We start from the raw sequence: 24403 nt of genomic DNA, 5'->3' as shown, positions 1-24403 counted from the left end.
CCAGCCGGGCACCGGAGTGCCAGCCGGGCACCGGAGTGCCAGCCGGGCACCGGAGTGCCAGCCGGGCACCGGAGTGCCAGCCGGGCACCGGAGTGCCAGCCGGGCACCGGAGTGCCGGCCGGGCGCGGGAGTGCCGGCCGGGCGCGGGAGTGCCGGCCGGGCGCGGGAGTGCCGGCCGGGCACCGGCCTTCGGTCCGGCGCCCGGCCCTCAGGCCGGTCACGCCGTCAGGCCGGTCACGCGACCACGCCGTCAGCCGGTCACACCGTCGGGCCGGCCGGCGCCCGTGAAGCCGGTCACGCCGTCAGGCCGGCCGGTCAGGCCGTCAGGGCCTCGTCGTTGCGTTCCCCGCGGGAGTCCGTGAGGAGGCGCGGCGGGGGTGACGGTACGGGCAGGCGGTGGGCCGGGTCCCGGACCTCGCCCACCAGCATCTCCAGGACGTCCTCCAGGGCCACCAGCCCGAGCACCCGGCCGGCACCGTCGGAGACCTGGGCGAGATGGGTCGCCGCGCGGCGCATCACGGTGAGCGCGTCGTCGAGCGGCAGCTCGGCCCGGAGCGTCGCCATGGGGCGCCAGACGTGCTGCGGCACGGCCCGCTCCCGCTCCTCCAGGTCCAGGACGTCCTTGACGTGCACGAACCCCATGTACGTCCCGCGCCCCTCGGCGCACACCGGGAAGCGCGAGTAGCCGGTGCGCACGGTGAGCTCCTCGATCTCCCGGGGGGTCACCGACGGCGTGACCGTCACCAGCGCCGAGGGGGCGATGAGTACCTCCGTCACCGGGCGGCTGCCCAGCTCCAGGGCGTCCCCCAGGCGCTCCTGCTCGACCGGGTCGAGCAGGCCGGCCTGTCCCGCGTCCTCCACGAGCCGGCCGAGCTGGGTGCTGGTGAAGACCGCCTCCACCTCGTCCTTCGGCTCGACGCGGAACGCCCGCAGCACCAGCCGGGCGCAGGCGCCCAGCGCCCGCGTGACCGGCCGGCAGAGCCGGGCGAAGCCGACGAGGGCGGGGCTGAGCCAGAGCGCGGTCCGCTCGGGCGCGGCCATCGCGAGGTTCTTCGGGACCATCTCGCCGATGACGAGATGGAGGAAGACGACCGCGGCCAGCGCCACGACGTATCCGAGCGGATGGATGAGCCCGTCCGGCACGCCGACGGCGTGGAAGACCGGTTCGAGGAGATGTGCCACGGTCGGCTCGGCGACCGCGCCCAGGGTCAGGGAGCAGACGGTGATGCCGAACTGGGCGGCCGCCATCATCTGGGGCAGGTTCTCCAGGCCGTACAGGACCTGCCGTGCCCGCGCGCCGCCGAGCGGCTCGATCTGGCTGCGGCGTACGGAGACGAGCGCGAACTCGGCCCCGACGAAGAAGCCGTTGGCCACCACGAGGAGGACGGCGAACAGCAGTTGGAGCAGGCTCATCGGACCGCCTCCGGCGCCGTGGGCACCTCGGCCGTCCGCACGATCCGCACCCGCTCGGCGCGGTAGCGGTCGACCTGTCGCACCAGGAGCCGCCAGCCGGGGAGTTCCGCCCGGTCGCCGGGGGCCGGGATACGGCCGAGCAGGTCGGCGACGAGGCCCGCGACCGTCTCGTACGGCCCGTCGGGCACGTCGAGTCCTATCCGGTGCAGGGTGTGCACCCGGCAGGAGCCGTCGGCCTCCCAGGCGGGGTTGCCGTCCTCCGCGGCCACGGCGGCCAGCTCGGGCCGCTCGTCGGCGGCCCGGTCGTGCTCGTCGCGGACCTCGCCGACGAGCTCCTCGACGATGTCCTCCAGGGTGACGACTCCGGCCGTGCCGCCGTACTCGTCGACGACCACGGCGATGGGCTGCTCTCGGCGCAGGCGCTCCAGGAGCGCCTGTGCCGGCAGGGTCTCCGGGACGAGCAGCGGGGGCACGGCGATGGTCCCGACCGGTGTGCGCGTCCGCTCGTGCGGACGCACGGCGAGCGCGTCCTTGAGGTGGACCATGCCGACGATCTCGTCGATGCGCTCGCGGTAGACGGGGAACCGGGAGAGTCCCGTCGCCCGGGTGAGGTTGAGGACGTCGGCGGCGGTGGCGTCCGACTGCAGGGCGCTCATCCGCACCCGTGGCGTCATGGCCTGCTGCGCGGTGAGTCCGCCGAGCGTCAGGGTCCGTACGAAGAGGTCGGCGGTGTCCTGTTCCAGCGCGCCCGCCCGGGCCGAGTGCCGGGCGAGCGAGACCAGCTCGCCGGGGGTGCGGACGGAGTCGAGCTCCTCGGTGGGCTCGACGCCCAGGAGCCGGACGAGCCGGTTGGCGACCCGGTTGAGCAGGGTGATGACGGGGCGGAAGAGGGACGCGAAGAGGTGCTGCGGGCCCGCCACGAACCGCGCCACCTGGAGCGGGCGGGAGACCGCCCAGTTCTTCGGGACGAGTTCCCCGACCACCATCTGGACGGCGGAGGCGAGCAGCATGCCGATCGCCACCGCGACCCCGGACACGGCGCCCTCGGGGAGTCCGGTGGCGGTGAGGGGGCCGTCGAGGAGCTGGGCGAGCGCGGGCTCGGCGAGCATGCCGACGACGAGGGAGGTGATCGTGATGCCGAGCTGGGTGCCGGAGAGCTGGAAGGACAGCTCGCCGAGCGCCTTGACGACGGTGCGGGCGCGCCGGTCGCCGGCGGCCGCGGCACGTTCGGCCTCGGGGCGTTCCACGGTGACGAGACCGAATTCGGCCGCCACGAAGAAGCCGTTGGCGAGGATCAGGAGAAAGGCTGCGGCGAGCAGCAGAAGCGGGATGATCATGCCGCCGCCTCCGTGGAGGGGGCGGCGCAGGTACTACCGGACGATCCGTCCATTGCCGGAGGGAGTCACTCCTCGGGTCGCAGGGAGGCCTCGCGGGCCGCGGCGGAGCGGCCCTGCACACGCGAGGCGGTGGTGCCGCTCGGCACCACCGCCTCCAGAGTAGTCACGCACCCGGTGCGTGGGGCAGGGGGTCGGCCCCCGTATGGGGGACTCAGCCGCCGTCCGGGCGGGTGCCGCGGCTGTCGGCCAGGGCGCGCAGCGCACGGGCGTCGCGGATGGCCTGCTCCTTGGCGATTCCGGGCTGGATGCCCAGGGCGGGCATGCTGGTGCCGTCGCTCAGGTCGAGGAAGACCCAGGGGTCGCCGGGGCGCAGGTTGACCCGGAGGATCTCGGCCCACGCCAGTCGGCGTGTCCGGGTGATGTTGACGACCGTGACGCCCTCGTCGTCGGCGACCACCTTGGGGCGGCTGAGCAGCGTGAGGATGCCGAGGAAGAGCGCGGCCGTGAAGACGAAGCTCGCCCGTTCACCGGGGCCGAGCTGTTCCAGCATCAGCGCGATGGCGGTGATGACGACGAACATCACCGCCCCCACGGTGAGCAGCACCGCGCGGGTGCGGCCCGGCCGGAACGTGACCGGGAGGGCGGGCGTCGGGGCCTCGGACATCGGTGTTCCTCGGTGGTTCGGTGCCGGGCCGTCAGAGCCGGCAGGCGTGGATGGCCGTCGTCAGGATGGCGCGGGCACCCAGCTCGTACAGGTCGTCCATGATCCGCTGGGCCTCCTTGGCCGGGACCATGGCCCGGACCGCGACCCAGCCCTCGTTGTGCAGGGGCGAGATGGTCGGCGACTCCAGGCCCGGGGTGAGGGCCACGGCCTGCTCCAGGTGCTCGGCCCGGCAGTCGTAGTCCATCATCACGTAGCTGCGGGCCACCAGGACGCCCTGGAGGCGGCGCAGGAACGTCTGGACGCGGGCGTCCTCGGTGTCGGCGCCGGCCTGCCGGATCACCACGGCCTCGGAGGTGAGGATCGGCTCGCCGATGACCTCGAGGCCGGCGTTGCGCAGGCTGGTGCCGGTCTCGACGACGTCCGCGATGATCTGGGCGACGCCCAGCTTGATCGCGGTCTCGACGGCGCCGTCGAGGTGGACGACGGAGGCGTCGATGCCCTGGTCCGCGAGGTGCTTGGCGACGATGCCCTCGTACGAGGTGGCGATCGTCATGCCGTGGAAGTCCTCGGGGCCCTTCGCGGTGCCGGGCCGAGTGGCGTAGCGGAAGGTCGACCGGCCGAAGTTCAGCGGGAGGATCTCCGCGGCGTTGGCGCCCGAGTCGAGCAGCAGGTCACGGCCGGTGATGCCGATGTCCAGCTTGCCGGAGGCGACGTAGATCGCGATGTCCTTCGGGCGCAGGTAGAAGAACTCGACCTCGTTCTCGGGGTCGATGACCACGAGCTCCTTGGACTCCTTGCGCTGGCGGTAGCCGGCCTCATGGAGCATCGCCGACGCAGGTCCGGACAGTGAACCCTTGTTGGGGACGGCGATGCGCAGCATGGGATGAGCTTCCTTTGCCTGGGAGTCTGCGGGGGAGGGTGTTCGGTCGCGCTCGGAGGTGTCGCGTGGGATGCGGGCGTACGGGTCAGAGATGGGCGTAGACGTCGTCGAGCGAGATCCCGCGCGCGACCATCATCACCTGGACGTGGTACAGCAGCTGCGAGATCTCCTCGGCGGCGGCTTCCTTGCCCTCGTACTCCGCGGCCATCCAGACCTCGGCGGCCTCCTCGACGACCTTCTTGCCGATGGCATGGACGCCCTTCTCCACCAGTTCCGCGGTGCGGGAGGTGGCCGGGTCGCCGTTCTCGGCCTTGAGCTTGAGCTCGGCGAAGAGCTCTTCGAAGGTTTTGTTCGCCATGATGGTCCTAAGAGTACGGGGTGAGGATCTCCACTCAGCGCCAGGGTTCGCTGACGGTGCGCAGTGTGGTCGCGGTGGCGACGGCGGCGGTCACGGCCTCGTGGCCCTTGTCCTCGCTGGAGCCCTCGAGGCCTGCCCGGTCGAGGGCCTGCTCCTCGTTGTCCACGGTCAGGACGCCGAAGCCGACGGGTACGCCGGTGTCGATCGAGACCTGGGTGAGGCCGTGAGTGACGCCCTGGCACACGTACTCGAAGTGCGGCGTTCCGCCGCGGATGACGACGCCGAGCGCCACGATGGCATCGTAGCCCCGACCGGCGAGGACCTTCGCCACGACCGGCAGCTCGAAGCTGCCCGGGACGCGGAGGACGGTCGGCTCGTCGATGCCGAGCTCGTGCAGGGCCCGCAGGGCACCGTCGACGAGTCCGTCCATGATCTTCTCGTGCCACTGGGCCGCGATCACGGCCACCCGCAGGTCGCCGCAGTTCTTCACGCTGAGGACGGGTGCGCCCTTGCCGCTCATGTCTCTCCTAGCTCCGTACTGATCGCTGACTTACTGGTTGCCGCAGGTGGACGCGGCTTCCGCGTCCAGCCAGGGCAGGTCGTGCCCCATCCGGTCCCGCTTGGTGCGCAGGTAACGGAGGTTGTGCTCGCCCGCCTGGACCGGCATGGGCTCGCGGCCCTCGACCGTCAGGCCGTGCTCGGTGAGGGCGGAGATCTTGTCGGGGTTGTTGGTCATCAACCGCATGCTGCGGACCCCGAGGTCGCCGAGGATCTGGGCGCCCGCCGCGTAGTCGCGGGCGTCGGCGGGCAGCCCGAGCTCCAGGTTGGCGTCGAGGGTGTCGCGGCCGCGCTCCTGGAGCTCGTACGCGCGCAGCTTGGAGAGCAGGCCGATGCCCCGGCCCTCGTGGCCGCGGAGGTAGACCACGACGCCGCGGCCGGCCTCGGTGATGCGGTCCATGGAGGCCTGAAGCTGCGGGCCGCAGTCGCAGCGCAGCGAGTGGAAGATGTCGCCGGTCAGGCACTCGGAGTGGACCCGGACGAGGACGTCCTCGCCGTCGCCGATCTCGCCGTGGACGAGGGCGACGTGCTCGACGCCGTCGACCGTGGAGCGGTAGCCGTACGCGGTGAAGTCGCCGTGGGCCGTGGGCAGCTGGACCTCGGCCTCGCGCCGGACGGTCGGCTCGGAGCTGCGGCGGTACGCGACGAGGTCTTCGATCGAGATGATCGTGAGGCCGTGCTTGCGGGCGAACGGGACGAGCTCGGGCAGGCGCAGCATGACGCCGTCCTCGCCCGCGATCTCGACGATCGCGCCGGCCGGGCGCAGGCCCGCGAGGCGGGCGAGGTCGACCGCGGCCTCGGTGTGGCCGTTGCGGACGAGGACGCCGCCGGGCTTGGCGCGGAGCGGGAAGATGTGGCCGGGCCGGACGAAGTCGCCGGGCTCGTGGCGGCCGCTCGCCAGCATCCGCAGGGTGGTGGCGCGGTCGGCGGCGGAGATGCCGGTGGTGACGCCGTGGGCCGGAGCCGCGTCGACGGAGACGGTGAAGGCCGTGCGCATCGACTCGGTGTTGTGCTCGACCATCTGCGGGAGTTCGAGGCGCTCCAGCTCCTCGCTCTCCATGGGCGCGCAGATCAGGCCGCGGCACTCGCTCATCATGAAGGCGACGACCTCGGGGGTGGCCTTCTCCGCGGCGATGACGAGGTCGCCCTCGTTCTCGCGGTCCTCGTCGTCGACGACGACGACGGGGCGGCCCGCGGCGATGTCGCGGATGGCCTGCTCGACGGGGTCGAGGGAGAGGTCGGTGACGTCCCAGATCGGCAGCGCACTCATGCCGTCACTCCTTCCAGAGCGGTGGTCGTACGCGTCCGGAGCCACCAGTCGCGCATGCCCCAGATGACGAGGGCGAAGTAGATGACGTAGACCAGGCCGGAGAAGGCCAGGCCGCTGTTGAAGGCGAGGGGGACGCCGACCAGGTCGACCAGGAGCCAGGCGAACCAGAACTCGACCAGGCCGCGGGCCTGGGCGACCATCGCGACGAGGGTGCCGACGAAGATGTACGCGTCGGCCCACGGGGACCAGGAGAGCGACGGGTAGAGCGTGAACAGGCCGCCGACCGCGAGCGTGCCGAGGACCGCGCCGCCGAGAAGGAGACCGCGCTCCTTCCAGCTCGCGAAGCGGACGGCGATCGAGCCGTCCTGGGCCTGCTGCCGGCCGCGGTTCCACTGCCACCAGCCCCAGGCGGCGACGCCGATGACCAGGAGCTGCTTGCCGACGCCGCCGCTGAGGTGGGCGGAGGCGTAGGCGCCGACGAGGATGACGCCGGAGAGCAGCTGCGCGGGCCAGGTGAGGATGGAACGCCGCCAGCCGAGCGCGAGGGCGATCAGACCGATCGTGTTGCCGATCATGTCGGACCACATGATGTGCTGGTCGAGGACGGTGAAGGCCTCGGAGTTGAGCCAGTTCACTTGACGTTCTCCCCGGCGTTCGGGCCGAGCAGCCGCTCGACGTACTTGGCGATGACGTCCACTTCGAGGTTGACCGGGTCGCCGCTCTGCTTGATGCCGAGCGTGGTCAGCGCGAGGGTGGTGGGGATGAGGCTGATGGTGAACCAGTCCTCGGCGGCCTCGACGACGGTGAGGCTGACGCCGTCGACCGTGATCGAGCCCTTCTCGACGACGTAGCGCGAGAGCTGCGCGGGGAGGGCGATCCTGACGATCTCCCAGTTCTCGGACGGGGTCCGGTCGAGGATCGTGCCCGTACCGTCCACGTGACCCTGGACGATGTGTCCGCCCAGCCGGTCGCCGACCGCCATCGGGCGCTCCAGGTTGACCCGGGAGCCGACCTCGAGGGCGCCGAGGGAGGAGCGCTTGAGGGTCTCCTCCATCACGTCGGCCGTGAACTCCCCGTCGCCGAACTCGACGACCGTGAGACAGACACCGTTGACGGCGATGGAGTCGCCGTGCTTGGCGCCTTCCGTGACCAGGGGGCCGCGCAGGCGGAAGCGGGACGCGTCGGCCAGCTTCTCGACGGCGGTGACCTCGCCCAGTTCTTCGACGATTCCGGTGAACACGCTCAACGCTCCTTGGGAGTGGCAGTGATACGAAGATCGGGGCCGATGCGCTCGGTCTCGGTGACGTCGAGCCGCAACGCGTCGGTGATGGTGGAGATTCCGGCGTCGGCGAGGGCGTTCGCGCCCGCGCCGAGGAGGACGGGGGCCAGGTAGCCGACGACCTGGTCGACGGCTCCCGCGGCGACGAAGGCGCCGGCCAGGGTCGGCCCGCCTTCGAGGAGGACGGAACGGACGCCCTCCCGGTGGAGCGCCGCGAGGAGTTCCGTGATGTCGAGGCCGCCGCCGGGCGCGCGGGAGAGCCGCCACGTCTCGGGGAGGTGGGCGGTGTTCTCCGCGGGGACGTCCTCGGCCACGGCGATCACGGTGCGGGCCGCGTCGTCGAGGACCCGGGCCCCCGGCTTCACGGCGCTCGCCTCGGTGTCGACGACGACCCGCAGCGGCTGGTCGGCCCCCGCGACGCCCCGTACGGCCAGGTGGGGGTCGTCGGTGCGAGCCGTGCCGGAGCCGACGACGACGGCGTCCGCCTCGGCGCGCAGCCGGTGGACGTCGGCGCGGGAGTCGGCGGAGGTGATCCAGCGGGAGGTCCCGTCGGCGGCGGCGATCCGGCCGTCGAGGGTGGCGGCGTACTTCCAGCGGACGAAGGGGCGCCCGAGGCGTACGGAGGTGAGCCAGGCGATGTTGCCCGCCTCGGCCTCGTCCGCGAGCAGGCCGCCGAGGACCTCGACGCCGGCCGCGCGGAGGGTGTCCGCACCGCCCGTGGCCTGCGGGTTCGGGTCGCCGACCGCGTAGACGACACGGCGTACGCCGGCCTCGATCAGCGCCTGGGCGCAGGGGCCGGTGCGGCCGGTGTGGTTGCAGGGTTCGAGAGTGACGTAGGCGGTGCCGCCGCGGGCGCGCTCGCCGGCCGCGCGCAGGGCGTGGATCTCGGCGTGCGGTCCGCCGGCGCGCTGGTGGTAGCCCTCGCCGACGGGCTCTCCGGAGGCGTCGAGGACGACGCAGCCGACGACCGGGTTGGGGCTGGTGGAGCCGAGACCACGGGCGGCGAGCGCGATGGCGCGTCGCATGGCGGTGATGTCGGACGGCTCTGCCACCGGGTCCTCCTGCCTCTTCGGGCACGGACTCCGGGGCCTGTCGATGACGACAGAGAGCGGGTACGACGCTACGCACGGGGAGGCCAAACCGGACACACCGGTCGCCGACGACGGCGACCAGCGGCGATACGGTCGGCACGCCCCTGTACAGGGTCGCCCGCCGCGCACTGCCTCCCATCCGGACTTTCACCGTCGGTCCAGGAATCTCACCTGGTCAACCGGCCGCTGGCTGCGGACGGGTCGCGGACTATACCGCCGGTTCGGAATTACACCGACCCCGGAGTGCGCTGCTGCTGATACAGGGCCAGTGTGCCACGGCGCGCCGTCGGCCATGCGGGCGACGGCCTGTGGGCTGGCTCACAGCACCCCTCGAAGCCCTTCTTTGGTCCAGACCTATTGACGCACTGGTCTAGTCCTCTTAATCTCCGTGTCACCTCCGAGGCACGGCCCGCGGTGTGCGCACTCCACGGGCCCAACACGACCCACCCCTTTGTTCGTTGTGTTCTTACACCTCCCCAGGAGGAACCGATCGTGTTGTCCCCCACGAAGACGAGGGTCTCGCTGCTCGCGTCCGGCGCGGCCGTCGCCGGTCTGCTGATCAGCTCCCTCGCGGGCGGTGTCTCGTACGCCGCCGACAACGAGGGCTGTCGCCCGGACGGGCTGTACAAGACCCCCGGTGTCGACGTCCCGTACTGCTCGGTCTACGACACCGAAGGCCGCGAGAAGATGGGCGCGGACCACCAGCGCCGGGTCATCGGCTACTTCACCGGCTGGCGCACCGGCAAGAACGGCGAGCCCGCCTACCTCGCCAACAACATCCCGTGGGACAAGATCACCCACATCAACTACGCCTTCGGGCACATCGGTTCCGACAACAAGCTCTCCGTCGGCACGGACGGGCCGAACAACGCGGCCACCGGGATGACCTGGCCCGGTGTCGCGGGCGCCGAGATGGACCCGGGCTTCGCCTACAAGGGCCACTTCAACCTGCTGAACAAGTTCAAGAAGCAGCACCCGGACGTCAAGACGCTGATCTCGGTCGGCGGCTGGGCGGAGACCGGCGGCTACTTCGACGACAACGGCACCCGGGTGAACTCCGGCGGCTTCTACTCGATGGCCACCAACGCCGACGGATCGGTCAACCAGGCCGGGATCGACACCTTCGCGGACTCGGCCGTCGCCTTCATCAAGAAGTACGGGTTCAACGGCGTCGACATCGACTACGAGTACCCGACCACGATGAAGGACGCGGGCAACCCGCTCGACTGGCAGCTCTCCAACGCCCGCCGCGCGGGCCTGGTCAAGGGCTACGACGCTCTCATGAAGAGCCTGCGCGAGAAGCTCGACCGGGCCGGGGCCGCCGATGGCAAGCACTACCTGCTGACCGTCGCCGCGCCGTCCTCGGGCTACCTGCTGCGCGGCATGGAGACGTACCAGAGCCAGAAGTACCTGGACTACGTCAACATCATGTCGTACGACCTGCACGGCGCCTGGAACGAGTACGTCGGCCCCAACGCCTCGCTCTTCGACGACGGCAAGGACGCGGAGCTGGCGGCCGCCAACGTCTACGGCTCCTCGCAGTACGGCGGCATCGGCTACCTCAACACCGACTGGGCGTACCACTACTTCCGCGGCTCGATGCCGGCCGGCCGGATCAACATCGGCCTGCCGTACTACACCCGCGGCCACAAGAACGTGCAGGGCGGCACGGACGGTCTGTGGGGCAAGGCCTCCGCGACCACCTGCCCGGCCGGCGCGGGTCTGACCAAGTGCGGTGACGGAGCCGTCGGCATCGACAACCTGTGGCACGACAAGGACACCAACGGCGCCGAGTCCCCCGCGGGCTCCAACCCGATGTGGCACGCCAAGAACCTGGAGAAGGGGATCGTCGGCGACTACGTCACCCAGTACGGCTTCCCGGCGAACACCACCCTGACCGGCACCTACGCCCGCAAGTACGACTCGACGCTCGTCGCGCCGTGGCTGTGGAACGCGCAGAAGAAGGTCTTCCTCTCCACCGAGGACGAGCAGTCGGTGGCCGCCAAGGCCGACTACGTGGTCAGCAAGGGCATCGGCGGCACGATGGTCTGGGAGATGGCCGGCGACTACGCCTGGAACGCGGGCAAGGGCCAGTACGAGATGGGCTCCACGCTCACCTCGCTGATGTACGACAAGTTCAAGACGGCCGCCCCGTACGGCGCGAAGAAGTCGAACGCCGCGCTGCCGACCAGGGCCGTGAACGTGGGCGTGGAGTTCACCGAGTTCAAGCTGGGCGACTCCAACTACCCGATCACCCCGAAGATCAAGATCACCAACAACACGGCCACCGCGCTGCCGGGCGGCACGGAGTTCCAGTTCGACTACGCGACGGCGGCTCCGGGCAACGCCTCCGACCAGTCCGGCTTCGGTACGAAGGTGATCAGCAGCGACCACACCGGCAACAACGTGGGCGGTCTGAAGGGCGACTTCCACCGGGTGTCGCTGAAGCTTCCGGCCTGGCAGTCGCTGGCCCCGGGCGCGTCCGTGGACCTGGCCTTCAACTACTACCTGCCGGTCTCCACGCCGTCGAACTGGACGGTGAACATCGGCGGCACGACGTACGCGCTCGCCGGTGACCTGGCGCGCGGCACGACCGTGGTGGAGCCGGGGACGACCACCCCGCCCACGACCCCGCCGACCACGCCGCCCACCACCCCGCCGACGACGCCGCCGACGACGCCGCCGGGTGGCACCTGCACCGCCCCGGCCTACGTGGCCGGCACGGTCTACAACGGGGGCACCGAGGTCTCCCACAAGGGCCACACGTGGAAGGCCCAGTGGTGGACGCAGAACGAGGAGCCGGGCACGACCGGCGAGTGGGGCGTCTGGAAGGACCTGGGGGCCTGCTGACGTCTCCGACCGTTCGCACCTCCGATGAACGCCCGGCGGCGGACTTCACGGCCCTTGCCGCCGCCGGGTCCTCCCCTCCTTCGCCGCGGTCCGCATGTGCGGGCCGCGGCGAAGGCGTTCAGGCTGGAGGCATGACCACCATCCTGGTGACCGGGGGCACGGGCACGCTCGGGCGCCCGGTCTGTGAGCGGCTGCGCGCGGCGGGCCACGAGGTGCGCGTCCTCAGCCGCCACTCCCCGCCGTTCGCGGTCGATCTGCGCAAGGGCGGGCCGCTGCTCGACCGGGCGGTGCGGAACGTGGACGCGGTCGTCCACTGCACGAACATCACGCGGGGCGACGAACAGGCCGCCCGGGTACTGATCCAGGCCGCGCAGCGAGCCGGGGTCCCGCATCTGCTGTACATCTCGATCGTCGGCGTGGACCGGGTGCCGCTCGGCTACTACCGCAGGAAGTACGCGGTGGAGCGGATGATCCAGCAGTCGGGCATCGGCTGGACGCTCCTGCGGGCGACACAGTTCCACGAACTGATCCTGATGCTCCTGGAGGGCCTGGCGAAGCCGCCGGTGATGTGCGTCCCGAAGGGTGTACGGGACCAGCCCCTGGAGGTCACCGAGGCCGCCGCACGCCTCGCCGAGCTGGCGGCGGGCGACCCGGCCGGCCGGGTCGCGGACATGGGCGGCCCCAGGATCGAGACGTTCGCCGAGCTCGCGGACGCGTATCTGCGGGCGAGCGGGAAGCGTCGCCGTGTCGTGGAGGTCCCGCTCCCGGGCAAGGTCTACCGGGGCCTGCGCCACGGCGGCCACCTCGCCCCCGAGCGGGCGGTGGGCCACAGGACCTTCGAGGAGTTCCTGGCCGACCGGTTCGGCACCGAGGGCAAGGACACGCCCTAGGACGGCCGGCGGCCAGGCGCCCAGGCCCGGCCCGGCCGGCGCTCAGGAGAAGAGGCGGTGTGCGGCTACGGGAAGAGCGCGTCCTGGGCCGCGTCCCGGGCGGCCAGGAGCGCGCCGCGCAGGACCGCCGTGTCACCGAGGGCCGTGGCGCGCACCTCCGTACGGAGCGGGGAGAGCCCGGCGAGCGCGGCCTCGACGCGGGCCGCGAGCTCCGGCCCGCCGCGGTGTCCGGTCTCCCCGCCGAGGACCACGCAACCCGGGTCGAGGACGGCGGCCACGGCGGCCGCGCCGACGGCGAGGCGCCGGGCCAGGACGTCGAGGAAGGGCCCGTGACCGGAGCCGAGGGCGGTCTCCGGGTCGAGACCGTGCTCCAGGGCGAGGGCATCCACCGCGGCCGCGCACGCCAGCTCGTGGAAGCCGCCGTCGCAGCCGGTCGCGGAAGGCAGCCCGGATGTTCCGGGCACCGGCAGGAAGCCGAGCTCGCCCGCGCCGCCCGAGGCGCCGCGGCGAAGCCTCCCGTCCAGGACGACGGCCGCGCCGACGCCCTGGCCCAGCCAGAGGAGCACGAACGTGTCGTGGTCGCGGGCGGCGCCGACCCGCTGCTCCGCGACGGCCGCGAGGTTGGTCTCGTTCTCGACGAGCACCGTCGCGGGCAGCCGTTCCTGGAGCGCGGCCATCAGGCGCCGGTGCCACTCGGGCAGCCCCGTCGAGTTCCGCAGCTCACCGGTGGCCGGGTCGATCAGTCCGGGGGCGCCGACGACGACGCTGTGGAGCGTCTCCACTCCGGCCTCCTTGGCCGTCCGCTCCAGGAGCGCGACCGCCTTCTCCACTGCGGGTCCGGTGCCGTCCTCGCCTCCGATCGGGGCCGAGGCCTCGGCGAGCGTGGCGCCCAGCAGGTCGGCGACGGTGAGCGAGACCGACGTGGTGCGGACGTCGAGCGCGGCGAGATGGGCGCGGTCGGCGGCGATCCCGTAGAGCTTGGCGTTGGGCCCGCGCCGCTCCGCGCCGGACTCCCCCACGATCCGGACCAGTCCCGAGCCCTGCAGCCGTTCGACGAGGTCGGCGACCGTGGGGCGGGAGAGCCCGGTCAGTGTCTTCAGCTGAGTCGCGGTCAACGGCCCCTCGTCCTGGAGCAGTCGCAGTGCGAGCCGGTCGTTGAGGGCCCGGGCGGTACTCGGGGAAGCGGCCATGCCGGGATCCTCTCAGACGCGTGGAGACGGTCTCCGTCCCCCTACTATTTATCAGGCAGGGTTCCTGATAGTTTACCGCCCACCACACCGAGGGAGGGCACACATGGCGGGCGAGAGCGTCTTCGGCACCGAGCGACTGCGGCGGGCCCGGTTCGCCGTCGCCGCCGTCTTCTGCGTCCACGGCGCGGTCACGGGCAGCTTCGCGACCCGCATCCCGTGGATCCAGGACCACGCGGACGTCAGCGCGGGCCAGCTCGGACTCGCCCTCGCCTTCCCGGCCATCGGCGCCTCGTTGTCGATGCCGCTGGCCGGCGCGATCAGCCATCGCTTCGGCGCCCGCACCGCGCTGCGCGGACTGCTCGCCCTGTGGACGCTGGCGCTGATCCTTCCCTCCCTCGCCCCGAACATCTACGGGCTCGGCGCGGCGCTCTTCGTCTACGGGGCCACTGCCGGCATGTCCGACGTGGCGATGAACGCCCTCGGCGTCGAGGTCGAGAACCGCATGGGCAAGTCGATCATGTCCAGCCTGCACGGCATGTGGAGCGTGGGCGCGCTCCTCGGCTCCGCGGCCGGCACCGTCGCCGCCCACGCCGGCGTCGACGCGCGCCTCCACCACCTCGTCGCGGCGCTCGCCCTGACCGCGCTGGGGCTCTTCTTCTGTCAGGGCGTGCTCGATCTGCAGAGCGCACCCGACGACGAGGCGCCGCCGCGCTTCTCGCTGCCGCCGAAGTCCGCGCTGATCATCGGCGCCATCGGCTTCTGCGGAGTGTTCGCCGAGGGCGCGAGCCTGGACTGGTCGGCGGTCTACCTGAAGGACGAGCTCGGCTCCTCGGCCGGAGTCGCGGCCGCCTCCACCACCGCCTTCGCGCTGACGATGGCGATCGCGCGGCTGGTCGGCGACCGCGTGGTGGACCGGTTCGGCGCCGTCCGGACGGTACGGGTCGGGGGCGTCGCCGCGACCGCCGGCGGCCTGCTCGTGGTCCTCGCCCCGCACCCCGTCGTGGCGATGGCCGGTTTCGGACTCATCGGCCTCGGGGTCGCGGTGGTCGTCCCGCTGGCCTTCGCGGCGGCCGGGCGCAGCGGCCCGAACCCCAGCCAGGCCATCGCGGGCGTCGCCACCATCACGTACACCTCGGGGCTCATCGCCCCCTCGGCGATCGGCGGCATCGCCGACGCGACCTCCCTGATGTTCTCCTTCGGCCTCGTCACACTGCTGGCCTTCGGGCTGGTGCTGGGCGCCGGCGTGCTCCGCCAGAGCGAACGCACCACGCCCGCCGCCGCGCCCACGTCCCCCGGCGCCAGGGCGAACTCGGGCCAGGTCTCGTAGCCCCCGCGACGCGACCCCGGTGACCTGCGGCGGACTACCATGTGGCTGATCTTTTTCGGCTGAGGTTTCGCGCGGCGAACCGGCCGTCGTCATCGGAGAACTGGAGCGACCACATGAACCTCGGCGTGCGCTGGACCCTGCACGGCGACGGACGAACACCCGCTCCAGGAGCCGTCGTCCGGCCGGACGAGCGGCTCTCCTGGCCCCGTACGGCCGGCCTCGGCGCCCAGCATGTGGTGGCGATGTTCGGCGCGTCGTTCGTGGCCCCCGTCCTCATGGGTCTCGACCCCAACCTCGCGATCATGATGTCCGGCGTCGCGACCGTGATCTTCCTCCTCGCGACGCGGGGGACGGTCCCCAGCTATCTGGGCTGCTCGCTCTCCTTCGTCGGCGTCGCCGCGGCCATCCGCGCCTCCGGCGGCAGCAGCGCGACCGTCACGGGCGCGGTGTTCGTCGTCGGCGGCGTGCTGTTCCTGGCAGGTCTCGCCGTACGGAGGTTCGGGGCGCGGATCATCCACGCGACGATGCCCCCGATCGTCACCGGCGCCGTCGTGATGCTGATCGGCTTCAACCTCGCCCCCGTCACGGCCGCCACGTACTGGCCGCAGGACCAGTGGACCGCGCTCCTCGTCATGCTGTTCACCGGTCTCGCCGTGGTCTGTCTGCGCGGGTTCTGGTCGCGCATCGCGATCTTCCTCGGCCTGATCTTCGGCTACGCGATCTCCTGGGTCTTCGACCTGCTCTTCGGCAAGATCCACTCCATGTCCCCGGGCGGCCAGGTCACCGACCACTGGCGGCTCGACCTCTCGGGCGTCTCCCAGGCCGACTGGATCGGCCTCCCGACCTTCCACGGCCCCAGCTTCGAGTGGTCGGCCGTCCTGGTGGCGCTGCCCGTGGTCATCGCCCTGATCGCGGAGAACGCCGGGCACGTGAAGGCCGTCGGCGAGATGACCGGTGACAACCTCGACTCCAAGCTCGGCACCGCGATCGCGGCGGACGGCGCCGCCTCGATGCTGTCGACCGCCGTGGGCGGCCCGCCCAACACCACGTACTCCGAGAACATCGGCGTCATGGCGGCCACCCGCGTCTACTCGACCGCCGCCTACTGGGCCGCGGCCGGTTTCGCACTGCTCTTCGGCCTCTGCCCCAAGTTCGGCGCGATCGTCGCGGCGATCCCCGGCGGTGTGCTCGGCGGCATCACGGTGATCCTGTACGGCATGATCGGCCTGCTCGGCGCCCAGATCTGGATCAACGCCGAGGTCGACCTCCGTAACCCGCTCAACCTGGTGCCGGCGGCGGCGGGCATCATCATCGGCGTCGGCGGCGTGAAGCTGACCTTCACCGACACCTTCGAGCTCGGCGGTATCGCGCTCGGCACGATCGTCGTGATCACCGGCTACCACGTGCTGCGGGCGTTCGCGCCGGCGCACCTGAAGCCGCAGGAGCCCCTGCTCGACGCGGGCACCAGCTCGTACGAGAGCACGGAGGAGGGCGGCCCGGCCGCCAAGTCGTAGGCATATTCGCCCGTTCTGGGGAAGCCGGGCCGAGGGAGTTCCCTCCCGGGCCCGGCTGCTGGGACGCTGCCCCCATGGCGCAGACCACGCAGATCGGGCAGTTCACCGCGGTCGACCCGGTGGTGGAGCGGATGCGGAGAATCCGCTCGGCCTGGCATCCGGCCGACGGCGTCGCCGTCTTCAACCGGGTCTATCTGACCGTCACGGAGGAGATCGGCCGGGCCATCGACTCCGGCACCTTCGCCGACCGGCGGGCCGCCGCGACCCTCGACGTCCGTTTCGCGGAGCGCTATCTCTCGGTCGTCGACACCGTCGCGACCGGCTGCCCCGCCCCGGCCTGCTGGCGGCCGCTCTTCCACTACCGGCGCCACCCCGGCGTCCGGCCGCTGCAGTTCGCGCTGGCCGGGATCAACGCGCACATCGGCCACGACCTGGCGCTCGCCGTGGTCGACACCTGCCGGACCCTCGACTGCGCCCCGCGCGACGTCGAGGACGAGTTCGACCGCGTCGGGGACATCCTCGTGCTCCTGGAGGAGCGGATCCGCGAGGAACTGATGCCGGGCCCGGACCTCCTGGAGGTCACGGACCCGCTGACGCATCTGCTGGGCTGCTGGAGCCTCGACCGGGCCCGCGACGGGGCCTGGCTCGCCGCCCGCTCCCTCTGGGAGCTGGGCGAACTGCCCGACCTGGCCGAGGAGTTCAGGGAACGTCTCGACCGGTCGGTGGGTCTGGTGGGGCGGATGCTGCTCACCCCCCTCACCCCGCGCGGCTGAGGACGGTCAGTCCTCCGGGAGCTCGACCGGGGCGATCTCGTCGTACACGTCGCCCGGTCCCGGGTTGGTGGCGTCGGTCGAGCCGCCGAAGTGGTGCATCACGCCCCACACCGCGTTGAGCGCGGTCTGCACGGCGCCCTCGGCCCAGCCGGCCGTCCAGGAGATGTCGTCGCCGGCGAGGAAGATGCCCCGCTTGTCCTCGGGCAGCCGGTCCTGCATGAAGTGCGTGAACAGGCGGCGCTGGTAGCGGTAGTGGCCCGGCAGGTTCGCCTTGAAGGCGCCCATGAAGTAGGGCTCGTTCTCCCAGGAGACCGTCACCGGGTTGCCGATGATGTGCTTCCGGATGTCGACCTTCGGGTAGATCTCGCCGAGCGACTTCAGCATCACCTCCATCCGCTCGTTCGCGGAGAGCGGCAGCCACTTCAGGCTGTCGTCGCACCACGTGTACGAGAGGCAGATCGTGGCCGGCTTGTCCGGGCCGTCGTCCAGGAGGTAGGTGCCGCGGGTCATCCGGTCGGTCAGCGTCATCGACATGACGTCGCGGCCGGTCTCCTCGTCCTTGTCCAGCCAGAAGGGCCGGTCCACCGGCACGAAGAGCTTGGAGCTCTCCATGTAGTGGGTGCGCTCGATCGCGGTCCAGTGGTCGATCGGGAAGAGCGAGTCGTCACAGGCGATCTTGGAGAGCAGCATCCAGGACTGGGCGGTGAAGATCGCCGCCTTGTACGTACGGATGTCGCCGGAGGCGTCCGTGACGGTGATCCGGTTGCCGGCGGTACGGTTCAGCCGGGTCACGGCCGGCTTCGGCGCGCCCTCGTGCAGGGACTGCAGGGAGGTGCCCTGGGCCCAGTGGACGATCTTCTCCGGCTCACGCTCCCACAGGCGCAGCGGCAGCTGCTGCGAGCCGCCCACGATGCCGCGGTGGTGGTCGTCGGCCTCGGTGTAGACGACGCGGAGGATCTCCAGGATGGAGTTGGGGAAGTCGGTGTCCCAGCCGCCGGTGCCGAAGCCGACCTGCCCGAAGATCTCCCGGTGACGGAAGGACTTGAAGGACTCCGACTCGCACAGGAAGCCGTAGAAGGTCTGGTTGTCGAGCTTCTCGACGAGCTTCGACCAGATCTCGCGGATGCGCGGGACGTCGCGCTCGCGCATGGCCTGGTTCATGTCGGAGAAGTCGGCGCCCTCGTCCAGGCAGGCGTTCCACGCGTTCATCACGTCGCGGTAGACCTGCGGGAGGTCGTCGACGGTCTGCGCGTAGTGCGACTCGCCCTTCAGGTCGACGACGGTCGACGGGGTGGACGCGGCCAGCGGGTTCGGGAACGGCTGCGTCTCCAGGCCCACCAGGTCGATGTAGTGCTGGAACGCGGTGGAGGAGGGCGGGAAGCGCATGGCGCCCATCTCCGCCGTCAGCCCCTCGGTGCCCGTCCCCTCGAAGCCGACGGTGCGCAGCCGGCCACCGATCTGGTCGGCCTCGTAGACGACGGGCTTGAGGCCCATCTTCATCAGCTCGTAGGCGGCGATGACGCCCGACAGTCCGCCGCCGATGACGGCGACCTCGGTGCCGTGCTCGGTCGCGGGTATCTGGCCCAGCCCGGCCGGGTGGGCCAGGAAGTCGTCGTAGGCGTACGGGAAGTCCGGACCGAACATGGTGATCGGCGGCTGGCCGTCGCTGTGCGGGACGGCGGTCGTGGGCACCGTGGACGTCATGGGGTACGGACTCCTTGCACGGGAAGAACGGGAGAGGTTCGAAGGGGGTGACGGCTCAGACGAGGGAGCCGTAGAGGCCGGGGCGACGGTCGCGGAGGTAGGGGTTGTCCTTGCGGGAGGCCGCGAGGACGTCGGTGTCGACGTCGCCGAACACGAGGTCCTCGCCCTGGCCGGCGCGGGCCCGGGCGGTGCCGTCGGGGCCGGCGAGCGCGGACCGGCCGACGAACTCGAAGTCGCCCTCGGGGCCGGTCCGGTTGGCGTACGCGATGTAGAGCTGGTTCTCGAAGGCGCGCACCGGGACGACCGAGTCCGGGACGATCTCGGCGGGGTGCATCAGCGCGGTCGGCACGAGGAGGAGCTCCGTGCCGGCGAGCGCCTGGGCCCGTACGTTCTCCGGGAACTCGACGTCGTAGCAGATCATCAGGCCGACCTTCACGCCGTCGACCTCCGCCTGCACGACGGGCCGGTCTCCGGGGGTGAACCAGGTGAGCTCGAACTCGCCGAAGAGGTGGGTCTTGCGGTAGTGCGCGAGGGCGGCGCCGTCGGGGCCGAAGAGCTGCGCGGAGTTGTACAGCACCCCGTGCTGCTCGGTGTCGCGCTCGGGGTACCCGTAGCCGACGGCCAGGCCGTGGCGGGCCGCGACGGCGGCGACGGCGCGGGCGGAGGGGCCGTCGGCCGGCTCGGCCAGGCGGGCGATGTCGGCGCCGATCGCGTAGCCGGTCAGGAACAGCTCGGGGGCGAGCAGCAGCCCGGCGCCCGCGGCGGCGGCGCGGCCCGCGGCCTCGTCGAGGATCTTCAGATTGCCGGCGACGTCACCGAGCTGTCCGGAGCTCTGGAGCAGGGCGGTGCGCAGCGCGGGCATGGGCGATCCTCGTGGTGGCGGAGTTGAGGGGGAAGACGTCAAAAACGGTACGGTTTCGCGCCCTGCCGGGACAAGGCGGGAGCGTTGCGGACCGACCGTCGAAGCGTTGCGCGATCTCCGACCGGGGCGGCGATTCGTTGCGCGGGGCTCCTGCCTATGTCGTACGTCTCCCCCGCCGCGCGGCGGAGACGAGGACCGTTCTCCGGCGCGACGCCCTGCGGAGGCGCGGGCGGAAGAGTGGTGACCGTCCGGTTGACCTGCCGAAAGGACCACGCGATGAACCTCCTTACGAAGCTCGCCGCCCTGTCCGCCGCGCTGTTGATCACCGCGGCCGCGGCGGGCTCCGCCACCGCCGCAGGGGAGCGCGCGAAGGCACCGCGCGAGGCGGCCGCGCTGACCGGCACGGCCAAGCTGTACCGACCGGCCGGGGACGACATCACGTTCAGCTTCGACGCGCATCTGGCGGCGAAGGACATCGAGGACCCGCAGGCGGCGACCGGCACCTTCCGCTTCAGCCACTACAAGGGTGACTGGGGCGGGTACGCGGTGGCAGAGGTGGACTGTCTGCTCACCGGCGGGAAGGTCGCGGTGGTGACCGGGGTCATCGTCGAGACCGACCTGCCGGACCGGAAGGGCGAGCGGGTCGGCATCTCCGTGCACGATCAGGGGACGCGCGACCGCCTCGGCTACAGCTGGGTCGGCCGCGACTCCGACCTGGAGGTGCCGTCCTGCCTGAGCTCGGCGCCCTTCGAGAGGACGAAGGCCGGGACGGGCGACTTCCACGTGACGCCGTGGGAGGTCCCGTACCCGACCGAGTAGCCCGAAGGGCGGTGCGGGAACCACGGCCCGCACCGCCCTTCGTACTGTCCTTCGTACCCCCTAGGGCGTGTTGCGAAAGTAGCGCCGTCCGCCCGAAGGGCGGGCCCCGCGGCGTCTGGTGCGTGCGATCGCAAGGCGGAGGGTCGTCCTCGTACCGGGTGTACTCGGACGATCCCGACAACGCAGCGAGCGTGCGTGCCAGGCGTCGCGGGGCAGGCGGGACTTTCGCAACACGCCCTAGGCGGGTGAGCCGGAGGAGAAGCGCCGCAGCAGCGGCGAGAGCACCAGGACGGACTTGGTGCGTTCCACGAACGGCTCGCCCGCGATGCGCTCCAGTACCCGCTCGAAGTGGCGCATGTCGGAGGCGAAGACCTGCACGACGGCGTCCGCGTCGCCGGTGACGGTCGACGCGGACACCACCTCGGGGTACCGCTCCAGACCTCGCCGGATGTCGTCCGGCGAGGTGTTGTGGCGACAGTAGATCTCGACGAACCCCTCGGTCTCCCAGCCGAGCGCCGCCGGGTCCACCCGTACGGTGAAGCCGGTGATGGCGCCCTCGGCCCGCAGCCGGTCCACGCGCCTTTTGACGGCGGGCGCGGACAGGCCGACGAGCGAGCCGATGTCGGCGTACGAGCGGCGGGCGTCCTCCGCGAGGGCGTGGACGATGCGTTCGTCGAGGTCGTTGAGTCGCACTACGGGTGGATCACTTCTCTGCTTCGGTGGCCCCTGCGTCGGTGGCCAGGCGGGAGCGGCGCATGCCGTACAGGAAGTAGAACACGAGGCCCGCGGCCATCCAGCAACCGAAGACCACCCAGGTGATCGAGTCCAGGCTGAACATGTTGTACACGCAGAAGCCGAAACCGAGGATCGGGAAGGTCCAGCCCAGCGGGACACGGAAGGTGCGGTCCATCGTCGGGCGCGTGCGGCGCAGCACGATCACCGCGATGTTGACCAGGGCGAAGGCGAACAGGGTGCCGATGCTGGTGGCGTCGACGAGCTTGCCCAGCGGGATGACGGAGGCGAGGGCGCCGCAGAACACCGAGACGATGACGGTGTTCACGCGGGGGGTGCCGGTCTTGCCGCTGACCTTGCCGAAGACCTTGGGCACGAGGCCGTCGCGGGACATCGCGAAGAGGACACGGGTCTGGCCGTAGAGGACGGTCAGGACGACGCTGGCGATGGAGATGACCGCACCGGCGGCGAGCAGGGTGCCCCAGAAGGCCTGGCCGCTGACGTCGTGCATGATCGCGGCGAGCGAGGCCTCGGAGCCCTCGAAGTCCTTCCAGTTCCACGCGCCGACGGCGACGGCGGCGACGAGGACGTAGAGGACGGTGACGATGAGCAGCGAGAGCATGATCGCGCGCGGCAGGTCGCGCTTCGGGTCCTTCGCCTCCTCACCGGCGGTGGAGGCGGCGTCGAAGCCGATGTACGAGAAGAAGAGGCTCGCACCGGCGGCGCTGACGCCGGCCATGCCGAGCGGCATGAAGTCGGCGTAGTTGCCGGACTTGAAGCCCATGAAGCCGATGGCGCAGAAGAGCACGAGCGCGGCGATCTTCACGAAGACCATGATCGTGTTCACGAGGGCGGACTCGCGGGCGCCGCCGAGCAGGAAGACCATCGCCAGCAGGACGACGATCAGGCCCGGCAGGTTGATGATGCCGCCCTCGCCGGGGGCCGAGGAGAGCACGTCGGGGATCGTGACGCCGATCGTGCCGTCGAGCAGCTCGTTGAGGTACTCGCCCCAGCCGACCGCCACGGCGGCGACGGAGACGCCGTATTCGAGGACCAGGCACCAGCCACAGACCCACGCCACGAGTTCACCCATCGTTGCGTACGCATACGAGTAGGAGGAACCGGCGACCGGTATGGAGCCCGCCAGCTCGGCGTACGAGAGGGCGGAGAAGAGAGCCGTGAGACCGGCGATGACGAAGGCGATCGTGACCGCGGGGCCGGCCTTGGGCACGGCGTCGCCGAGGACGACGAAGATGCCGGTGCCGAGCGTGGCACCGATGCTGATCATCGTCAGCTGCCACATCGAGAGCGTGCGGCGGAGCGAGCCGCCCTCACCCTGGCCACCCTCGGCGACCAGGCGTTCTACCGGCTTGCGCCGGGTCAGGGCGGAGAGCCCGGAGGTCTTGGGGACGGTCGGCTCGGTGGCCGGTGAGGCTGTGCCTTGATCCAGCACTGCGGAGGCTCCTTGATCGCTGCCTGACGAAATGCGACGACCACGGCGGTACGCGGGCATGCCGAACAGGCCCGCGAGGGATGGGGGAACCGCCGAGCAGGCGGTCGCCGCCACTCCTGGTACGAGGCATGAGCCTAAGCCCCCGGCCTTCGCGCTCGTAATGCAGGGTTGTTGCGCACCCGCAGATGATCATTGCGCGCTTGGAGCCCAGGCGAGGAAACATTGCGCCCCCTCGCATGAATCGGCACATTGGGGCGATAAGCGGGGTGTGAAGCACACACCCCGTGCGCATTGACTCCTTGTGCTCGATGACCGACTCTGCGAGCCCGCTGCGTCACCTCGATCGGAGGCTTCGGTGGGTTGGCTGGATCCCACTCCCTATCTGCGCGGCACGGCCTGGCTGGACGGCGGCCGTGCCGTCCGCGCCGACCCCGCCGACCTCGCCCGGCTGCCCTGGGACACGGCCGAGCGGGCCGCGCTGCCCATCGGCGTACGGGTCGAGTTCGCTGCCGCGCCCGGCACCCGGGCGGTGGAGCTGCGCTATCGCGCCTCCGTTCCGGCCACGGGGGACGCCCTGCGGGCCCTGCGGCACTGCTTCGCACTGTGGCGCGACGGCCGGTGTGTGGGCGAGAGCTTCACGGCACCCGCCGAGGAGGCCACCATCACGCTCGAACTCCCTCCCGACGGGGGGACGTTCGCGATCCATCTGCCGGAGAGCCAGGCGCCGGTCGTGCTCGGCCTGCGGGCCTGCGACGGTTCCCTCTCCCCCGCCCCGCGGCGGCCGCGCTGGCTCGTGCACGGCGACTCGATCACCGAGGGCTGGTGGTCGACGCGACCCGCCCACTCCTGGCCCGCGACGGCGGGGCGGACGCTCGGCCTGGACACGGTCAACCTCGGCTTCGCGGGCGGGGCGCGCGGGGAACTCCCGCTCGCCGAGCAGCTCGCGAGCCTCCCCGGAGAACTCGTCACGCTGGCCTTCGGTACGAACTGCTGGTCCAAGGCGCCCAGTTCGGCCGGCTGGCTGTACGAGACGGTACGGGCCTACGTGGGCCTGGTGCGCCGGGGCCACCCGGACGCCCCGCTGCTGATCCTCTCCCCCGTGCTGCGCCCGGAGGCCGAGACCGTCCCCAACGCCCTGGGAGCCACCCTGGAGGACCTGCGCACGGCCATGGAGCAGGCGGGGCGGGACCTGGCGGCGGAGGGCGACAGGCGGCTGCTCGTGCTCTCGGGCCGCCCCCTGCTCAACCCCGAGGACCTCGCGGACGGCCTGCACCCCAACGACCGCGGGCACGCCCGCATGGCGGCGGCGGTCGCGGACGCGCTGCGCCCCCACGTGCGGGGGCTGCGCACGACGGTGTGACCCCCACGGAAGGCGGGCGGGCGCCCGCCCATGGGTCCACGTGTCCACGGATCCATGGGTCCCGGGTACGACGAAGGCC

The 24403-nt window shown here is 71.5% G+C and carries 22 protein-coding genes and 1 riboswitch; of the genes, 7 read left to right on the top strand and 15 right to left on the bottom strand.

Annotation, left to right across the window (positions count from 1 at the left end):
* Positions 1-315: 315 nt before the first annotated feature.
* The 10 genes from ACZ3IJ_RS31215 to ribD all read right to left on the bottom strand — a co-directional run bounded on the left by ACZ3IJ_RS31215 (position 316) and on the right by ribD (position 8784).
* Positions 316-1413, bottom strand: coding sequence for a hemolysin family protein (locus ACZ3IJ_RS31215; RefSeq protein WP_467473627.1), 1098 nt, complete (start codon positions 1411-1413; stop codon positions 316-318).
* The gene (locus tag ACZ3IJ_RS31210; protein WP_467473624.1) at positions 1410-2750 is read right to left on the bottom strand and encodes a hemolysin family protein; all 1341 of its coding nucleotides are present in this window, start codon (positions 2748-2750) and stop codon (positions 1410-1412) included. Before ACZ3IJ_RS31210 ends, ACZ3IJ_RS31215 begins: the two co-directional genes overlap by 4 nt.
* A 211-nt stretch (positions 2751-2961) precedes the next feature.
* Positions 2962-3414 (bottom strand): PH domain-containing protein, encoded by a 453-nt coding sequence (locus ACZ3IJ_RS31205; RefSeq protein WP_467473622.1) that lies wholly within the window; start codon positions 3412-3414, stop codon positions 2962-2964.
* 31 nt (positions 3415-3445) lie between these two features.
* The gene (gene hisG, locus ACZ3IJ_RS31200; protein ID WP_467473620.1) at positions 3446-4294 is read right to left on the bottom strand and encodes an ATP phosphoribosyltransferase; all 849 of its coding nucleotides are present in this window, start codon (positions 4292-4294) and stop codon (positions 3446-3448) included.
* An 85-nt stretch (positions 4295-4379) separates the two neighbouring features.
* Positions 4380-4652 carry a phosphoribosyl-ATP diphosphatase gene (locus ACZ3IJ_RS31195; RefSeq protein WP_260231097.1) on the bottom strand — a complete coding sequence of 91 codons (273 nt, stop codon included), beginning with the start codon at positions 4650-4652 and terminating at the stop codon, positions 4380-4382.
* 34 nt (positions 4653-4686) lie between these two features.
* Entirely contained in the window at positions 4687-5172 is a 486-nt protein-coding gene (gene ribH, locus ACZ3IJ_RS31190; RefSeq protein WP_352186594.1) for a 6,7-dimethyl-8-ribityllumazine synthase, read from the bottom strand.
* Positions 5173-5202: 30 nt separating this feature from the next.
* Positions 5203-6480, bottom strand: a complete 1278-nt coding sequence (locus ACZ3IJ_RS31185; RefSeq protein WP_467473618.1) for a bifunctional 3,4-dihydroxy-2-butanone-4-phosphate synthase/GTP cyclohydrolase II — start codon at positions 6478-6480, stop codon at positions 5203-5205.
* Positions 6477-7067: a nicotinamide mononucleotide transporter family protein gene (locus ACZ3IJ_RS31180; protein WP_467473785.1), complete on the bottom strand. Its 591-nt coding sequence runs from the start codon at positions 7065-7067 to the stop codon at positions 6477-6479. The genes ACZ3IJ_RS31185 and ACZ3IJ_RS31180 overlap by 4 nt, the downstream gene beginning before the upstream one ends.
* Positions 7068-7111: 44 nt before the next feature.
* Complete coding sequence (locus ACZ3IJ_RS31175) at positions 7112-7720, bottom strand: riboflavin synthase (RefSeq protein ID WP_383172526.1); 609 nt, start codon at positions 7718-7720, stop codon at positions 7112-7114.
* 2 nt (positions 7721-7722) lie between these two features.
* Entirely contained in the window at positions 7723-8784 is a 1062-nt protein-coding gene (gene ribD / locus ACZ3IJ_RS31170; protein WP_467473783.1) for a bifunctional diaminohydroxyphosphoribosylaminopyrimidine deaminase/5-amino-6-(5-phosphoribosylamino)uracil reductase RibD, read from the bottom strand.
* A gap of 187 nt (positions 8785-8971) precedes the next feature.
* A riboswitch (FMN riboswitch) is annotated at positions 8972-9101 on the bottom strand.
* Between the two features lie 241 nt (positions 9102-9342).
* Here ribD and ACZ3IJ_RS31165 point away from each other — a divergent pair.
* Both ACZ3IJ_RS31165 and ACZ3IJ_RS31160 read left to right on the top strand, forming a co-directional pair.
* Complete coding sequence (locus tag ACZ3IJ_RS31165; RefSeq protein ID WP_467473616.1) at positions 9343-11700, top strand: chitinase C-terminal domain-containing protein; 2358 nt, start codon at positions 9343-9345, stop codon at positions 11698-11700.
* 131 nt (positions 11701-11831) lie between these two features.
* Entirely contained in the window at positions 11832-12590 is a 759-nt protein-coding gene (locus ACZ3IJ_RS31160) for an SDR family oxidoreductase (protein ID WP_467473615.1), read from the top strand.
* A 65-nt stretch (positions 12591-12655) separates the two neighbouring features.
* Here ACZ3IJ_RS31160 and ACZ3IJ_RS31155 read toward each other — a convergent pair whose 3' ends face one another.
* On the bottom strand, positions 12656-13780 hold the full coding sequence (locus ACZ3IJ_RS31155) for an ROK family transcriptional regulator (RefSeq protein WP_467473613.1): 1125 nt from the start codon (positions 13778-13780) through the stop codon (positions 12656-12658).
* Positions 13781-13883: 103 nt separating this feature from the next.
* Between ACZ3IJ_RS31155 and ACZ3IJ_RS31150 the strand changes: the two genes are divergently transcribed.
* From ACZ3IJ_RS31150 to ACZ3IJ_RS31140, 3 genes are all read left to right on the top strand, one after another.
* Complete coding sequence (locus ACZ3IJ_RS31150; RefSeq protein ID WP_467473611.1) at positions 13884-15107, top strand: MFS transporter; 1224 nt, start codon at positions 13884-13886, stop codon at positions 15105-15107.
* Between the two features lie 113 nt (positions 15108-15220).
* The gene (locus tag ACZ3IJ_RS31145; protein ID WP_467473609.1) at positions 15221-16621 is read left to right on the top strand and encodes a uracil-xanthine permease family protein; all 1401 of its coding nucleotides are present in this window, start codon (positions 15221-15223) and stop codon (positions 16619-16621) included.
* 74 nt (positions 16622-16695) lie between these two features.
* A complete protein-coding gene (locus ACZ3IJ_RS31140) occupies positions 16696-17394 on the top strand; it encodes a DUF5995 family protein (RefSeq protein WP_467473607.1) in 699 nt (232 codons plus the stop codon).
* Positions 17395-17400: 6 nt separating this feature from the next.
* Here ACZ3IJ_RS31140 and ACZ3IJ_RS31135 read toward each other — a convergent pair whose 3' ends face one another.
* Both ACZ3IJ_RS31135 and ACZ3IJ_RS31130 read right to left on the bottom strand, forming a co-directional pair.
* On the bottom strand, positions 17401-19098 hold the full coding sequence (locus ACZ3IJ_RS31135) for a flavin monoamine oxidase family protein (protein WP_467473605.1): 1698 nt from the start codon (positions 19096-19098) through the stop codon (positions 17401-17403).
* 55 nt (positions 19099-19153) lie between these two features.
* A complete protein-coding gene (locus ACZ3IJ_RS31130) occupies positions 19154-19960 on the bottom strand; it encodes a carbon-nitrogen hydrolase family protein (RefSeq protein WP_467473603.1) in 807 nt (268 codons plus the stop codon).
* A 276-nt stretch (positions 19961-20236) separates the two neighbouring features.
* Between ACZ3IJ_RS31130 and ACZ3IJ_RS31125 the strand changes: the two genes are divergently transcribed.
* A complete protein-coding gene (locus ACZ3IJ_RS31125; protein ID WP_467473601.1) occupies positions 20237-20779 on the top strand; it encodes a Repetin in 543 nt (180 codons plus the stop codon).
* A 237-nt stretch (positions 20780-21016) separates the two neighbouring features.
* Here the strand turns inward: ACZ3IJ_RS31125 and ACZ3IJ_RS31120 are convergent, their stop codons facing one another.
* Together ACZ3IJ_RS31120 and ACZ3IJ_RS31115 are read right to left on the bottom strand one after the other, a co-directional pair.
* Positions 21017-21472: an Lrp/AsnC family transcriptional regulator gene (locus tag ACZ3IJ_RS31120; protein ID WP_015032260.1), complete on the bottom strand. Its 456-nt coding sequence runs from the start codon at positions 21470-21472 to the stop codon at positions 21017-21019.
* A gap of 10 nt (positions 21473-21482) precedes the next feature.
* The gene (locus ACZ3IJ_RS31115; RefSeq protein WP_467473599.1) at positions 21483-22964 is read right to left on the bottom strand and encodes an amino acid permease; all 1482 of its coding nucleotides are present in this window, start codon (positions 22962-22964) and stop codon (positions 21483-21485) included.
* 355 nt (positions 22965-23319) lie between these two features.
* On the opposite strand from ACZ3IJ_RS31115, the gene ACZ3IJ_RS31110 reads away from it, so the two are divergent.
* A complete protein-coding gene (locus ACZ3IJ_RS31110) occupies positions 23320-24324 on the top strand; it encodes a GDSL-type esterase/lipase family protein (RefSeq protein ID WP_467473597.1) in 1005 nt (334 codons plus the stop codon).
* Positions 24325-24403 lie beyond the last annotated feature (79 nt).

The organism is Streptomyces sp. NPDC013317 (genome assembly GCF_055563155.1).
Note: the sequence above shows the minus strand (reverse complement) of the source record. Positions and strands in the feature narration are given on the sequence as shown.

Bases quoted from the DNA above. Each gene is read 5' to 3' on its own strand.
- ACZ3IJ_RS31215 (WP_467473627.1), bottom strand. From the start codon at position 1,413: ATGAGCCTGCTCCAACTGCTGTTCGCCGTCCTCCTCGTGGTGGCCAAC.
- ACZ3IJ_RS31140 (WP_467473607.1), top strand. From the start codon at position 16,696: ATGGCGCAGACCACGCAGATCGGGCAGTTCACCGCGGTCGACCCGGTG.
- hisG (WP_467473620.1), bottom strand. From the start codon at position 4,294: ATGCTGCGCATCGCCGTCCCCAACAAGGGTTCACTGTCCGGACCTGCG.
- ACZ3IJ_RS31150 (WP_467473611.1), top strand. From the start codon at position 13,884: ATGGCGGGCGAGAGCGTCTTCGGCACCGAGCGACTGCGGCGGGCCCGG.
- ribD (WP_467473783.1), bottom strand. From the start codon at position 8,784: ATGCGACGCGCCATCGCGCTCGCCGCCCGTGGTCTCGGCTCCACCAGC.
- ACZ3IJ_RS31125 (WP_467473601.1), top strand. From the start codon at position 20,237: ATGAACCTCCTTACGAAGCTCGCCGCCCTGTCCGCCGCGCTGTTGATC.
- ACZ3IJ_RS31210 (WP_467473624.1), bottom strand. From the start codon at position 2,750: ATGATCATCCCGCTTCTGCTGCTCGCCGCAGCCTTTCTCCTGATCCTC.
- ACZ3IJ_RS31145 (WP_467473609.1), top strand. From the start codon at position 15,221: ATGAACCTCGGCGTGCGCTGGACCCTGCACGGCGACGGACGAACACCC.
- ribH (WP_352186594.1), bottom strand. From the start codon at position 5,172: ATGAGCGGCAAGGGCGCACCCGTCCTCAGCGTGAAGAACTGCGGCGAC.
- ACZ3IJ_RS31185 (WP_467473618.1), bottom strand. From the start codon at position 6,480: ATGAGTGCGCTGCCGATCTGGGACGTCACCGACCTCTCCCTCGACCCC.
- ACZ3IJ_RS31130 (WP_467473603.1), bottom strand. From the start codon at position 19,960: ATGCCCGCGCTGCGCACCGCCCTGCTCCAGAGCTCCGGACAGCTCGGT.
- ACZ3IJ_RS31180 (WP_467473785.1), bottom strand. From the start codon at position 7,067: ATGTGGTCCGACATGATCGGCAACACGATCGGTCTGATCGCCCTCGCG.
- ACZ3IJ_RS31135 (WP_467473605.1), bottom strand. From the start codon at position 19,098: ATGACGTCCACGGTGCCCACGACCGCCGTCCCGCACAGCGACGGCCAG.
- ACZ3IJ_RS31195 (WP_260231097.1), bottom strand. From the start codon at position 4,652: ATGGCGAACAAAACCTTCGAAGAGCTCTTCGCCGAGCTCAAGCTCAAG.
- ACZ3IJ_RS31155 (WP_467473613.1), bottom strand. From the start codon at position 13,780: ATGGCCGCTTCCCCGAGTACCGCCCGGGCCCTCAACGACCGGCTCGCA.
- ACZ3IJ_RS31160 (WP_467473615.1), top strand. From the start codon at position 11,832: ATGACCACCATCCTGGTGACCGGGGGCACGGGCACGCTCGGGCGCCCG.
- ACZ3IJ_RS31205 (WP_467473622.1), bottom strand. From the start codon at position 3,414: ATGTCCGAGGCCCCGACGCCCGCCCTCCCGGTCACGTTCCGGCCGGGC.